General features: G+C 72.7%; 11 protein-coding genes and 3 tRNA genes. 10 read left to right on the top strand and 4 right to left on the bottom strand.

Annotated features, from left to right (window positions below; all coding sequences use genetic code 11):
* Positions 1 to 1,042, top strand: a 1,042-nt coding sequence (locus A6V29_RS03480; RefSeq protein ID WP_137159001.1) for an aminotransferase-like domain-containing protein, incomplete at its 5' end; no start/stop codon positions are given.
* Between the two features lie 9 nt (positions 1,043 to 1,051).
* Here A6V29_RS03480 and A6V29_RS03475 read toward each other — a convergent pair.
* Both A6V29_RS03475 and A6V29_RS03470 read right to left on the bottom strand, forming a co-directional pair.
* Positions 1,052 to 2,155, bottom strand: coding sequence for a 2-oxoacid:ferredoxin oxidoreductase subunit beta (locus A6V29_RS03475; RefSeq protein ID WP_249932981.1), 1,104 nt, complete (start codon positions 2,153 to 2,155; stop codon positions 1,052 to 1,054).
* On the bottom strand, positions 2,152 to 4,161 hold the full coding sequence (locus A6V29_RS03470) for a 2-oxoacid:acceptor oxidoreductase subunit alpha (RefSeq protein ID WP_249932980.1): 2,010 nt from the start codon (positions 4,159 to 4,161) through the stop codon (positions 2,152 to 2,154). The genes A6V29_RS03475 and A6V29_RS03470 overlap by 4 nt, the downstream gene beginning before the upstream one ends.
* A gap of 165 nt (positions 4,162 to 4,326) precedes the next feature.
* Between A6V29_RS03470 and htpX the strand changes: the two genes are divergently transcribed.
* Positions 4,327 to 5,202 carry a zinc metalloprotease HtpX gene (gene htpX, locus A6V29_RS03465; protein WP_137159000.1) on the top strand — a complete coding sequence of 292 codons (876 nt, stop codon included), beginning with the start codon at positions 4,327 to 4,329 and terminating at the stop codon, positions 5,200 to 5,202.
* An 82-nt stretch (positions 5,203 to 5,284) separates the two neighbouring features.
* Here htpX and A6V29_RS03460 read toward each other — a convergent pair whose 3' ends face one another.
* A complete protein-coding gene (locus A6V29_RS03460) occupies positions 5,285 to 5,776 on the bottom strand; it encodes a YajQ family cyclic di-GMP-binding protein (protein ID WP_170977672.1) in 492 nt (163 codons plus the stop codon).
* 85 nt (positions 5,777 to 5,861) lie between these two features.
* Between A6V29_RS03460 and A6V29_RS03455 the strand changes: the two genes are divergently transcribed.
* Positions 5,862 to 5,943 (top strand) — tRNA-Tyr (locus A6V29_RS03455).
* Positions 5,944 to 5,993: 50 nt separating this feature from the next.
* Here the strand turns inward: A6V29_RS03455 and A6V29_RS03450 are convergent.
* The gene (locus A6V29_RS03450) at positions 5,994 to 6,425 is read right to left on the bottom strand and encodes a pilus assembly protein TadG-related protein (RefSeq protein WP_137158998.1); all 432 of its coding nucleotides are present in this window, start codon (positions 6,423 to 6,425) and stop codon (positions 5,994 to 5,996) included.
* Between the two features lie 683 nt (positions 6,426 to 7,108).
* On the opposite strand from A6V29_RS03450, the gene A6V29_RS03445 reads away from it, so the two are divergent.
* The 7 genes from A6V29_RS03445 (at position 7,109) to A6V29_RS03415 (ending at position 12,485) form a co-directional block, all read left to right on the top strand.
* Positions 7,109 to 9,640 carry a putative bifunctional diguanylate cyclase/phosphodiesterase gene (locus A6V29_RS03445; protein WP_249932979.1) on the top strand — a complete coding sequence of 844 codons (2,532 nt, stop codon included), beginning with the start codon at positions 7,109 to 7,111 and terminating at the stop codon, positions 9,638 to 9,640.
* A gap of 61 nt (positions 9,641 to 9,701) precedes the next feature.
* Positions 9,702 to 9,774, top strand: a tRNA-Thr gene (locus A6V29_RS03440).
* Positions 9,775 to 9,834: 60 nt separating this feature from the next.
* Positions 9,835 to 9,908 (top strand) — tRNA-Met (locus tag A6V29_RS03435).
* Between the two features lie 105 nt (positions 9,909 to 10,013).
* Positions 10,014 to 10,178: a 50S ribosomal protein L33 gene (gene rpmG / locus A6V29_RS03430; protein WP_092194908.1), complete on the top strand. Its 165-nt coding sequence runs from the start codon at positions 10,014 to 10,016 to the stop codon at positions 10,176 to 10,178.
* A gap of 29 nt (positions 10,179 to 10,207) precedes the next feature.
* Complete coding sequence (locus tag A6V29_RS03425) at positions 10,208 to 10,654, top strand: FAS1-like dehydratase domain-containing protein (RefSeq protein WP_137158996.1); 447 nt, start codon at positions 10,208 to 10,210, stop codon at positions 10,652 to 10,654.
* Positions 10,651 to 11,073: a MaoC family dehydratase gene (locus A6V29_RS03420; RefSeq protein ID WP_137158995.1), complete on the top strand. Its 423-nt coding sequence runs from the start codon at positions 10,651 to 10,653 to the stop codon at positions 11,071 to 11,073. Before A6V29_RS03425 ends, A6V29_RS03420 begins: the two co-directional genes overlap by 4 nt.
* Positions 11,070 to 12,485 carry a M1 family aminopeptidase gene (locus A6V29_RS03415; RefSeq protein ID WP_249932978.1) on the top strand — a complete coding sequence of 472 codons (1,416 nt, stop codon included), beginning with the start codon at positions 11,070 to 11,072 and terminating at the stop codon, positions 12,483 to 12,485. Before A6V29_RS03420 ends, A6V29_RS03415 begins: the two co-directional genes overlap by 4 nt.
* The last annotated feature ends 15 nt before the right edge of the window (positions 12,486 to 12,500 follow it).

The following is a 12,500-nucleotide window of genomic DNA, read 5'->3' as shown; positions in this document are numbered from 1 at the left end:
GCGGCGGGCCTGGCGCGCCGCGGGCGACGCCGCGCCGGATGCCCGCGCCGAACCCGCCGGTGACCCGGCCTTCCGCCGGGCCGTGGCCGAGCACCTGCTGCGCCACCGCGGGCTGGCGGCCGGGGCGGACGACGTCCTCGCCACCGGCGGGACCTCGGCGGCGGTGGCCGAGGTGGCGCGCGTCCTCCCGGCCGGCAGCCGGGTCGCCCTCGAGGAGCCGGGCTACCAGCGGGTGGTCGGGGCACTGAGGGACGCCGGGGTGGAGGTGCTCCCCGTCCCCGTCGACGACGACGGCCTCGTGGTGGAGGCGCTGCCCCCGGACCTGGCGGCGGTGTACTGCACGCCGGCGCACCAGTACCCGCTGGGTCGGCGCATGTCGGCCGCGCGACGACTGGCTCTGGTCGCCCGCGCCCGCGCCGGGGGGTGGTGGGTGCTGGAGGACGACTACGACGGCGAGCTGCGCTACGACGTCGCCCCGTTGCCGCTGCTCGGTGCGCTGGGGCCCGACGTCGTCGTCCACCTCGGCACCTCGAGCAAGATCCTGAGCCCGACGCTGGGGGTGGGCTGGCTGGTGGCCCCCGAGCCGCTGCGCGCCGAGCTGCTGGCCCGCCGCACGGCGACGGGGAGCCGCCCGGCCCGCGCCGGTCAGCGGGTGCTGGCTGCGTTCGCCGCCTCGGGCGACCTCGCCCGTCACCTGCGGCGGCTGCGCCGGGAGATGGCCGGCCGGCGGGAGCACGTCCGGGACGCCGTCGTCGCCGCCGGGTGCCGCGCGGAGGGGGACCCCGCCGGCGCGCACCTGCTGGTGCCGCTGGCCGGCGCCGACGTGGAGCGCGCCGTGCTCGAGGCCGCCACCGGGTGCGGGCTGGCGCTGGACGGACTCGCCCGCCACCACCTCGCCGGCGGCCCGGACCGCAGGGCCGGGCTGGTGCTCGGCTTCGCCGCCCCGACTCGCGCGGAGCTCGGCCGCGCGCTGCCGGTGCTCGGCGACCTGCTCCGGACGCACCGCGGGCCCGCCTCCGGTCAGGAGACGGGCCCGCGCTGAGGTGTGTGCCTAGGCCTTGACTTCCCAGGTGTCGCCGCCGCCGAGCAGGCCCGCGAGGTCGCCGGGCGACTGCTCCCGGGCGGTGTCGAGCTGCTCGGTCATCAGGCCGTCGTAGGTCGGCTTCTGCACCGCGCGGAAGACGCCCATCGGCGTGTAGCGGAGGTCCTGGGAGGACAGCCGCGACAGCGCGAACGCGTACGCCGGGTTCTCCAGCGTCGCGTCGTGGACGACGATGTCCTCCGGCTCGACCTGGTTGGTCTCGGCGATCCGCAGCCCACCGACGTCGTCCCTCACGACGCAGGCCGCGCCCTCCGGGCCGAAGACCAGCGGCTTGCCGTGGTCCAGCGGGATCGACCACTGGGTGCCCGTCGCCGGGTCCTTGAGCAGCTCGAACGCGCCGTCGTTGAAGATGTTGCAGTTCTGGTAGATCTCCACCAGCGACGTGCCCTTGTGCTCGGCGGCCTGCCGCAGCACGTCGGTGAGCCCCTTGCGGTCGGAGTCCATGGCCCGGCCCACGAAGGTGGCGTCGGCGCCCAGCGCCAGCGAGATCGGGTTGAACGGGGCGTCGATCGAGCCCATCGGCGTGGACTTGGTGACCTTCCCGACCTCGGAGGTGGGGGAGTACTGGCCCTTCGTGAGGCCGTAGATCCGGTTGTTGAACAGCAGGATCGTCATGTTCACGTTGCGGCGCAGCGCGTGGATGAGGTGGTTGCCGCCGATCGACAGCGAGTCGCCGTCGCCGGTCACCACCCACACCGAGAGGTCGGGCCGGGAAGCGGCCAGGCCGGTGGCGATCGCCGGGGCGCGGCCGTGGATCGAGTGCATGCCGTAGGTGTTCATGTAGTACGGGAAGCGGGACGAGCAGCCGATCCCCGAGATGATGACCATGTCCTCGCGGGCGATGCCGAGGCTGGGCAGGAAGCTCTGGACCGCGTTGAGGATGACGTAGTCACCGCACCCCGGGCACCAGCGCACCTCCTGGTCGGTCTTGAGGTCCTTGGCCTTGAGGTCGGTCTTCTTCTCTCCGGAGATCTCGACCGAGGTGGCCACGGCCGCGGAGATCGGGTTCCCGGGCATGCCCAGGTCGTGCACGTGCGAGTCGAGCGTGGTCACTGCATGGCTCCGTTCGCTGCGGTCCCGGCAGGAACCGCGTCTGTGCCGGTGGTGTCGATGGCGCTCTGGATGACCGCGGCCAGCTCGGCCGAGCGGAACGGCATCCCGCTGACCTGCGTGTGGCTCTGGACGTCGACCAGGTACTTCGCGCGCAGCAGCAGGGCGAGCTGCCCCAGGTTCATCTCCGGGCAGATGACCCGGTCGTACCGCGCCAGGACCTCGCCGAGGTCCGCGGGGAACGGGTTGATGTGCCGGAGGTGGATCTGCGCGACCTTGCGACCCGAGGCACGGATCCGCCGGCAGGCGGCGCCGATGGGCCCGTAGGTGGAGCCCCACCCGATGACGGCGACCCTCGCCGGATCGCCTGCGTCGCCGTCCGGGTCCTCGACGTCCGTCGGGCCGATCGAGGCGGCGATGCCGTCGATCTTGGCCTGGCGGGTCCGGGTCATGAAGTCGTGGTTGGCCGGGTCGTAGGAGATGTTGCCGTTGCCGTCGGCCTTCTCCAGCCCACCGATGCGGTGCTGCAGCCCCGCGGTGCCCGGGACCGCCCACGCCCGCGCGAGCGTCTCGGGGTCGCGGAGGTAGGGGTGGAACTCCGGGGTCCCGTCGGCGGTCGCCGCGTTGGGACCGGTGGCGAACCCGACCGCCTCGGTGAGGTCCGGCAGCGAGTCGACGTCGGGCACCGCCCACGGCTCGGCCCCGTTGGCCAGGTAGCCGTCGGACAGCAGCATCACCGGGGTGCGGTAGGTCAGGGCGATGCGGGTCGCCTCGATCGCGGCGTCGAAGCAGTCACCCGGCGACCGCGGCGCGATGACCGGCAGCGGAGCCTCGCCGTTGCGGCCGAACATGGCCTGCAGCAGGTCGCTCTGCTCGGTCTTCGTGGGCAGACCGGTGGAGGGCCCACCGCGCTGCACGTCGACGACGAGCAGCGGCAGCTCGGTCATGACCGCCAGGCCGATCGTCTCGGCCTTGAGCGCGATGCCGGGTCCCGATGTCGTCGTCACGCCGAGCGCGCCACCGAAGGAGGCGCCCAGCGCCGCTCCGATGCCGGCGATCTCGTCCTCGGCCTGGAACGTGCGGATGCCGAAGGACTTGTGCTTGGACAGCTCGTGGAGGATGTCCGACGCCGGGGTGATCGGGTAGGCGCCGAGGAAGATCGGCAGCCCCGACCGCTGGCCGGCGGCCACGATGCCCAGGGCGAGCGCCTGGTTCCCGGAGATGTTGCGGTAGGTCCCGGGGGCCATCGGCGCCGGCTTGATCTCGTAGGAGACCGCGAAGGCCTCCGTCGTCTCGCCGTAGTTGTAGCCGGCCCGGAACGCGGCGATGTTCGCCGCGGCGATCTCGGGCTTGCGGCGGAACTGCCGCTCGAGGAAGCGCACCGTGCCCTCGGTGGGCCGGTGGTACATCCAGCTCAGCAGGCCGAGCGTGAACATGTTCTTGCTGCGCTCGGCCTCCTTCTTGCCGAGGCCGGAATCGGCGAGCGCGTCGAGCGTCATCGACGTCAGCGGCACCGGCACCGTCTGCCAGCCCTCGAGCGAGCCGTCCTCCAGCGGGTTGGTCGCGTAGCCGACCTTCGCCAGGTTGCGCGGGGTGAACTCGTCGGAGTCGACGATGAGCAGCCCACCACCGGGCAGGTCGGCGAGGTTGGCCTTCAGCGCGGCCGGGTTCATCGCCACGAGGACGTCGGGAGCATCGCCCGGCGTCATGATGTCGTGGTCGGCGAAGTGCAGCTGGAACGACGAGACACCCGGCAGGGTCCCTGTTGGTGCCCGGATCTCGGCGGGGAAGTTCGGCAACGTCGACAGGTCGTTGCCGAACGACGCCGTCTCGCTGGTGAACCTGTTGCCGGTGAGCTGCATGCCGTCACCGGAGTCACCGGCCAACCGGATGACGACCCGGTCGAGCTCGACGACGCTCTTGACCAGTCCTCCGGGCGCCGACGTGGCGACCGGGGAGTGGATGTCTTCCGAGGGCGCGCCGTCGCTCGCCGTGGTGCTGCCTGTCATCAGTGGTGTACCTCCACCGGCCGAGGTTACGTGCGCGATGCACCGACTGGTACAGAGACCCGAAGGTGATTCCAGATTCACGGGTGCCAACCACCCGGAGGAGCGGTGCATTCCACCTGACGAGGGGCCGGGAACGGCCGCTGCCGCGGCGTCGTTGGAGGGGTCGTGCAGCGCTGGAACAACGGACTCAAGACCGCCGTCCTCCTGGGCGCGATGGGTGGTCTCATCCTGCTCGCCGGCCAGCTCATCGGCGGCAGCCAGGGACTGTTCATCGCCCTGCTGATCGCACTCGCGGTCAACGGGTACGCCTACTTCAACTCCGACAAGCTCGCCCTGCGCGCGATGCGGGCCTTCCCGGTCACCGAGACGCAGGCGCCGCAGCTGTACGCGATGGTGCGCGAGCTCGCGACAGAGGCACGCCAGCCGATGCCGCGCCTCTACGTCAGCCCCACCGACCAGCCCAACGCCTTCGCCACCGGCCGCAACCCGCGCAACGCCGCGGTCTGCGTCACGCAGGGCATCCTCGAGATCCTGGACCGCCGCGAGCTGCGCGGCGTCCTGGCGCACGAGCTCTCGCACGTCTACAACCGCGACATCCTGATCAGCTCCGTCGCCGGGGCGATGGCCACGGTGATCACCTACCTGGCGCACATGGCGATGTTCGCCTCGCTGTTCGGCGGCCGCGGCGACGACCGCGGCGGCGGCAACGCGCTCGGCTCGCTGTTGCTCGTGGTGCTCGGGCCGCTGGCCGCCGGGCTCGTGCAGATGGCGGTCAGCCGCAGCCGGGAGTACCAGGCCGACGCCACCGGGGCGCAGCTGTCCCAGGACCCGCTGGCGCTGGCGAGCGCCCTGGAGAAGATCTCGCGGGGGACGGCGGCGCGCCCGCTGCCGCAGGACGACCGGCTGGTCACCCAGAGCCACCTGATGATCGCCAACCCGTTCCGCGGGCAGGGGCTGGCGTCGCTGTTCGCCACGCACCCGCCGATGCCCGAGCGGATCGCCCGCCTGGAGCAGATGGCCCGCGACCTCGGTCAGCGCTGAAGCCCGCGGGGGCCACGATGGCCCTCCGGCGGACGTTCCGGAGCGGGTTCTGTCCGCCGCAGGGACATCGTGGGCGGGCGGCTCAGCGGTAGTTGTCGAACTGCAGGGCGACGTCGAGGTCGGCGCCGCGCAGCAGCTGCTGCACCGCCTGCAGGTCGTCGCGCTTCTTGCCGCTGACCCGCAGCTGGTCGCCCTGGATCTGCGCCTGCACGCCCTTGGGGCCCTCGTCGCGGATCAGCTTGGCGATCTTCTTGGCCACGTCGGACTCGATGCCCTGCTTGATCGTCGCGCCGATCTTGTAGCTCTTGCCCGAGGCCTGCGGCTCGCCGGCGTCCAGGACCTTGAGCGAGATGTTCCGCTTGATCAGCTTCTCCTTGAACACCTCGAGGGCGGCGCTGACCCGTTCCTCGGTGTCGGCCTGCAGCGTCACACCGTCCTCGCCGGCCCACGCGATGGTGGCGTTGGTGCCCCGGAAGTCGAAGCGCTGCGACAGCTCCTTGCCCGCCTGGTTGAGGGCGTTGTCCACCTCCTGCCGGTCGACCTTGCTCACGACGTCGAACGACGCGTCGGCCATGGGAACTCCCTCCATCGCGCGGACACCGCTCGGGGCTCCGAGTCCGGCATCCGCCGTCTTGTATTCTTCTCCGGTACCACCGCACGGCGGGTTGCCCGAGTGGCCAATGGGAGCGGACTGTAAATCCGTCGGCTTAGCCTTCGAAGGTTCGAATCCTTCACCCGCCACGCACGGTACGACGGCCCCCGACCTTGCCAGGTCGGGGGCCGTCGCCCGTTCAGGGGAGCGTGGGGGCGCGAGCGCTGGCGGTCGCCGTCCGTTCCAGTTGCTGCCCGCCGAGGAACAGCCAGCCGAACGCGATGTCGACGTGCCGGGTGCACCGCACGGTGACCTCGGTGCCGTCGGTCTCGGCCGACCAGGCGTCCAGCGACGACGCCCCCGACCCCAGCTGGTCGGCGACAGCGGCCTGGGCGCCGGCCCTCGTCAGCGGCAGCGCCGCGCCGAGGCCCGCGGCGTAGATCGCCGCCTCGTCGGCCTGGTTCGCCGCCGCCAGGGCGGCGCCGTCGCAGACCGCCTGGACCTCCTGCTGCTCGAGGAACGCGTCCGAGGCCGCGATCGCGCCGAACACCATGAGCGCCGCGACCAGCCAGCAGACCAGGACGAACGGCAGCGTCGAGCCGCGCTCGAGGTCGTCCCGTCCGGTCCGCACGGGCGGCAGCGTAGGCGGCCGCCGGCGTTGTCCACGACCTGTGGACAGCGCCTGTGGACGGTGTGGGCATCCGGACGGGTGGCGGCCCGGTGCGCCGCTCGCCCTGTGGACGCCCCCGTCCGGGACGACGGCCCGGCCGTCTCGGCCCCTGCGGGCGGGGTCGGAGGTGGGACGCGCGCGGGTCAAGGGTCGAGCCCCCTGTCTCGCTCCGAAGGGTGACGAATCGTCGAACCATCGTCACCCTCGGTAACAACACGCTTGTCGTTCACCCGACCGTGATCATGGGTGCTTGCCTCCGAGGGGTGAAGGGAAGCACTGTCCGTGCGCGGTCCGAACCGAACGACGCTCTGCCCCCGCGCGTAAGTGAACTGCCGCATCCGCAGTCGGTTGTGCCATCGAGGAGGCGTCATGAGCGGCAACGCGCAGCGTGGGATCCGTTGGAGCCGGGGTATCCGTTGGAGCCGCGGGATCCGCTGGAGCTGAACGCGGAGGGCTGATCGCCCGACGCACGCAATTTCTCGCAGGGCAGCCGGTCGGCGGACCGGCTGCCCTGCGGCGTTCCCGGGGCCCGTGCGCAGCGGCTGACCCTTTGGAGTCGCGGCGCGACCGCGAACGGGGTATGAGCGGCCGCTCCGTTGCTAGCCTCTGCGAGCCCATCCACCCCTCGCGGAATGCAGGTGAGCGTGTCCGAGCAGGACGTTCGAGCGACGCCCCGGCCGGCCTTCCGCTCGCCCGCAGCCGTCGCCGCCCTCGGCGTCGTGGCCGCCGTGCCGGTGCTGCTCGTCCTGCTGGCGACCCAGCCGCTGGAGGTCGCCCCGCGCGCGCTGGTGGCCGCCTTCCTGGCGTTCGCCGTGGTCGAGTCCATCCACCTGCACTTCGAGTTCCGCCGGCAGGCCTTCTCGGTCTCGGCCAGCGAACTCGCCCTCGTCGTGGCACTGGTCGAGGTGGGCGGTGCCTGGGCGGCGATCGCCCAGGCCGTCGTCGTCGCCGTCGTCCTGCTCTGGCAGCGCTTCCCGCGGCCGCAGGCCATCGCCACCATCGCGGTCTCGGTCATCGAGGTCGGGGCCGCCGTGGCCGTGCTCTCGGTCCTGCCCGTCGGCGAGCTGACCTCGCCGACCACGTGGCTCTCCTACCTGGTGGCGATCCTGGTCGCCGACGTGCTCGGCGCCCTGCTGTTCGCCGGCGCCATCACCGCCACCCAAGGCTACCCGGGCCGGTCGCTGTGGACGAGCCTCTTCGTCCCGGTCTTCCTGGTGGGGCCGGTCGCGGTCGTGGTCGGCCTGGCGGCGCTGCTGCTCATCGACGTCACCGGGTGGGCGTGGCTCCTGCTGGCCCCGCTGCTGGGCGCGCTGGCCCTGCTCTACCGCCACTTCGGTGCGGTGACCCGCCGGGGGCACAGCGTCCAGCGGGTCTACGACTTCGCCCGGCGGGTGGCGCAGGTCAGCCCGGACGAGGAGGGCACGCGGCAGATCGTGGCCGCCGTGCAGGAGCTGCTCAACGCCGAGCGGGTGGCGCTGTGGTTGCCCCCCTACCTGGACGAGCCGCCGCAGCTGGTGGTCACGGCTCCCGACGGGGCGGTCTGGTACGACGGCCCCGGCGATCCGGACGACGTCTTCCGGCGCGCCGTGGCGGCCGCGGACGGGCCGGTCCTGGTCTCGCTCGCGCAGGCCGACGAGGAGCAGGCCGCGGCTCTGGCCCGGCGCGGGGTCACCGAGCTGCTCGCGGCGCCGCTGCAGACCGCCGGCGGCGAGCCCGGCTACCTGGAGGTCTGCGACCGCAGCAGCGTCGTCGTCTCCTTCGCCGACAGCGACCGCGCGGCGCTGAACTCCATGCTGACCCACGTCAACGCCGCGGTCCGCCACCAGCAGCTGCTCACCCAGATCCGCTACGACGCCGACCACGACCGGCTCACCGGGCTGCCCAACCGACACCGGCTGGCCGTCGAGATCGACGAGCTGCTGGCGACCCAGCCCGAGGGCGGCCGCGCCGGGCTCATCCTCGCGGCGCTGGGCAACTACACCGAGGTGACCGACACCCTCGGGCACGCCGCCAGCGACGAGCTGCTCATGGTCACCGCCGGCCTGCTGCGCGAGCACGCACCCCCGCAAGCGCTGCTGGCCCGGATGGAGAGCGAGCGCTTCGCCGTCCTGCTGCCCGGGTTGTCGCTGGCCGCCACGGAGCGGGCGGCTCGCCGGCTGCGCGAGGCGGCCGCCACGCGGGTGCGGGTGGCCGGTCTCGATCTCGAGGTGACGCTCACCATCGGCATCGCGTCCGCCCCTGTCCACGGCACCGACGCGGGCACGCTCATGCAGCGCGCCGACGTCGCCCTGCTGGCCGCGGCGGACTCCGGCGGCGTCGCCAGCTACCACCCGGTCCTCGACCAGCAGAGCCTGCGCAGGCTGCAACTGGGCACCGAGATCGAGCAGGCGATGGCCGACGGGCAGATCAGCGTCGTCTTCCAGCCGATCATCGACGCGCAGACCTCCGACATCGTGTCGGTGGAGACGCTCGTGCGGTGGGCGCACCCGCGGTACGGCTCGATCGCGCCGGACGACTTCATCCACCTGGCCGAGCAGATCGGCCGCATCGGCGCGGTGACCGACCACGTCCTCGACCTCGCGCTCGCCCGGTGCCGGCGCTGGCTGGACCAGGACATCGCCCTGTCGGTCGCGGTCAACCTGTCCGCGCACTGCCTCACCGAGCCCGATCTGGTGGCCCGCGTGCGCGGGGCCCTGCAGCGGCACGGCGTCCCGGGGGAGCTGCTGACCCTGGAGCTCACCGAGGGCAGCGTCGTCGACGACTCCGTGCGGTCCAGCACCGTCCTCGCCGACCTGCACGACCTCGGGCTGCGGCTGTCCATGGACGACTTCGGGACCGGGTACTCCTCGCTGTCCCAGCTGCGCCAGCTGCCGATCGACGAGGTCAAGATCGACAAGTCCTTCGTGCTGGGGATGTCCACCAGCCAGGGCGAGTCGTTCATCGCCCGCTCGATCATCGAGCTCGCCCACAACCTGGGGCTGCGGGTGGTCGCCGAGGGCGTCGAGGACGAGGTCACCCGCAACCTGCTGACCGAGATGGGCTGCGACAAGCTGCAGGGCTTCCTGGTCAGCCGCCCGCTGCCCGACGACCGTCTGGAGAACTGGCTGCTGGCCCGGACCGGCATCCGGACCGCCTCGCCCGGTTCGGCGCACCGGCGGCTGTTCGTCCGCGGTTGACGCGGGGTGGGCCCCTGAAGGAATGCCATCGGGGTCAGGTAGAGTTCTGACGTCCGACCGCGCCCCTTTAGCTCAGTCGGCAGAGCGTCTCCATGGTAAGGAGAAGGTCTACGGTTCGATTCCGTAAAGGGGCTCTGGGAACATGTACGTCGACCCACCGGTCCAGTCGCGAGACCGGGCCGCGGGGGTCGCCCGGCGGTGTAGCTCAGCCAGGTAGAGCAAGCGGCTCATAATCGCTGTGTCACCGGTTCAAGTCCGGTCACCGCTACTCCAGACGGACCCCGTACGACGGGGTCCGTCGACGCGTAGGCCCCCGGCCGACGCGGCACCAGGACCCGGCGCGGGTCCTGTCCGACAAGGCTAGGAGCACTCCATGGCAGCCACCGACATCCGCCCGAAGATCACCCTGGCCTGCCAGGAGTGCAAGAACCGCAACTACATCACCCGCAAGAACCGGCGGAACGACCCCGACCGGCTCGAGCTGATGAAGTACTGCCCCCGCGAGCGCAAGCACACGCTGCACCGCGAGACCCGCTGACCTGATCAGCGACGCGAGAGGGCGGGAGCATGGCGCTGGACCGGGCACTGGTCGGGCGCAGCTACCCGCCCTCTGCCGTCTACGAGGTCGCTCGCACGAAGGTGGCCGAGTTCGCCGCGGCGATCGGTGAGACCTCGCCGCTGCACCGCGACGCCGACGCCGCACGGGCCGCGGGCCACCCCGACGTCATCGCGCCGCCCACCTTCGCGATCGCGGTGAGCCTGGAGGCGGCCATGGTCGTGCTCGCCGACCCCGACGTCGGCATCGACTACGACCGCGTCGTCCACGGCGAGCAGCGGTTCGTGCACCACCGCCCGATCCGGGCGGGGGACCGGTTGGTGGCGACGACGACGATCGACGCCGCCCGCACCGTCGCCGGCAACGACCTGCTCACCGCCCGCGTCGAGCTCGCGACCGAGGACGGCGAGGCCGTCTGCACCGCGACGTCGATGCTCGTGGCGAGGGGCGACTCGTGACCGTCCGGCTGGCCGACGTCGCCGTCGGCACGGAGCTGCCCGAGCAGGTGTACCGCGTCACGCGGGCCGATCTGGTCCGGTACGCCGGCGCCTCCGGGGACTTCAACCCCATCCACTGGAGCGACCGGGTGGCCGGCGCCGTCGGCCTGCCGGGCGTCATCGCCCACGGGATGGTCACGATGGCGCTGGCCGGCCGCGCGGTCACCGACTGGACCGGCGACCCAGCCGCGCTCGTGGAGTACCAGGTCCGGTTCGGCCGCCCGGTCGTCGTCCCGGACGACGACGAGGGCGCGGAGGTCACCGTGCGGGGCACCGTGGCCGCGCTGCTCGAGGAGGGGCGAGCGCGGGTCGACCTCACGGTCACCAGTGGCGGCGAGAAGGTCCTCTCCCTCGCCCGCGCGGTCGTCCGCCTTGCGTGACCGGCGGAAGACGTCGCGCCGCGGCGGTGGCCGGGGTGCTGCTGCTCAGCGGGTGCACCTCCTTCGCCGAGACGGTCACGACGCCGTCGCCGGAAGCCGCGTCGTCGTCGACCGGCGGTGACGACGACGCCTGCCCGGGCCGGGCGGAGCCCGACCCCGACCGACCCCGCGTCGCGCTGGACTTCACGCTGGGCGACGACCTCCAGACGGTGACCGGCACGCAGACCGTCGTCTTCACCCCCGACCGCCCCGTCGACGAGCTGGTCTTCCGGCTGGTCCCGAACGGACCCGACATCGCCCCGACCGGCTCCCGGCTCGTCGTGGACGCGGTCCGCGGCGAGGACGTCGCGGACGCCGCGTACGAGTCCCTCGGCGCGGTCGCACCGGGCGGCGCCTACGTCGTCGCGCTGGACGAGCCGCTGCCGGCGGGGCGGAGCACCGACGTCGAACTGGACTTCACGCTGACCCTCGGGTCGGGCGGCTTCGAGCGCCTCGGGGCGGACGAGGGCGTCTCCTGGTGGGCCAGCGGTGCGCCGCTGCTCGCGTGGGAACCCGGCGTCGGCTGGGCGCGGGACCCCTTCGTCGAGATCTCGGGGGAGACGACCACGAGCCCGGTGGCGAACACGACCGTCCGGGTCTCAGCACCCGCCGACCTCACGGTGCTCATGACCGGTGCGCAGGCCGAGCCGACCGCGCCGGACGCCGAGGGGCGCCGCACCTGGACCTCCACCGAGCCCGTCGCCCGCGACGTCAGCGTCGCCGCCGGCCGGTTCTCGACCGCGGAGCGGACGACACCGGACGGGGTCAGGATCACCGTCGGCGCCCTGCCGGGGGCGGAGCCGGCCGCCGAGGACCTCGCCGACGCCACCGTCGAGGCGATCGCCGACCTCGAGGAGTTCCTCGGGCCGTTCCCCTACGGAACGCTCATCGTCGCGCAGCTGCGCGACCACGGCGGCGGCATCGAGTACCCCAGCGCGATCCTGCAGGCCACCCCCAGCGAGGAGGTGCTGGTGCACGAGGTCGCGCACATGTGGTTCTACGGGATGGTCGGCAACTCCCAGTTCCGCGACCCGTGGCTGGACGAGGCCTTCGCGACCTGGGCGGAGGCCGTGGTGAACCCGCGGTCGGTCGAACGTCTGGAGGGGGCGCTCGGCATCCAGGGTGACGTCGGCGTCGCCATGGACGAGGTCCGCACGCAGCAGCAGTACGGCGCGTGGGTCTACGGCAAGGGCGGGGCGGCCCTGCTGGAGGCGCGGGAGGTGGCCGGCGCCGAGACGTTCGACGCGGCGGTGCGCTGCTACGTCGACGCCCACGCCTGGACGATCGCCGGCCCGGAGGACGTCGCCGCCGCCCTGGCCGGCCTGCCCGAGGCCCTCGACGTCCTGGTGGCGGCCGGGGCGCTCCCGGACTAGGGCGTGTCTCCTAAC

Source organism: Blastococcus sp. CCUG 61487, assembly GCF_005222955.1.
Lineage (GTDB): Bacteria > Actinomycetota > Actinomycetes > Mycobacteriales > Geodermatophilaceae > Blastococcus.
Note: the sequence above shows the minus strand (reverse complement) of the source record. Positions and strands in the feature narration are given on the sequence as shown.

Excerpts from the sequence above, each read along its gene's own strand:
- A6V29_RS03470 (WP_249932980.1), bottom strand. The coding sequence starts at position 4,161 with ATGACAGGCAGCACCACGGCGAGCGACGGCGCGCCCTCGGAAGACATC.
- A6V29_RS03460 (WP_170977672.1), bottom strand. The coding sequence starts at position 5,776 with ATGGCCGACGCGTCGTTCGACGTCGTGAGCAAGGTCGACCGGCAGGAG.
- rpmG (WP_092194908.1), top strand. The coding sequence starts at position 10,014 with ATGGCAGCCACCGACATCCGCCCGAAGATCACCCTGGCCTGCCAGGAG.
- A6V29_RS03425 (WP_137158996.1), top strand. The coding sequence starts at position 10,208 with ATGGCGCTGGACCGGGCACTGGTCGGGCGCAGCTACCCGCCCTCTGCC.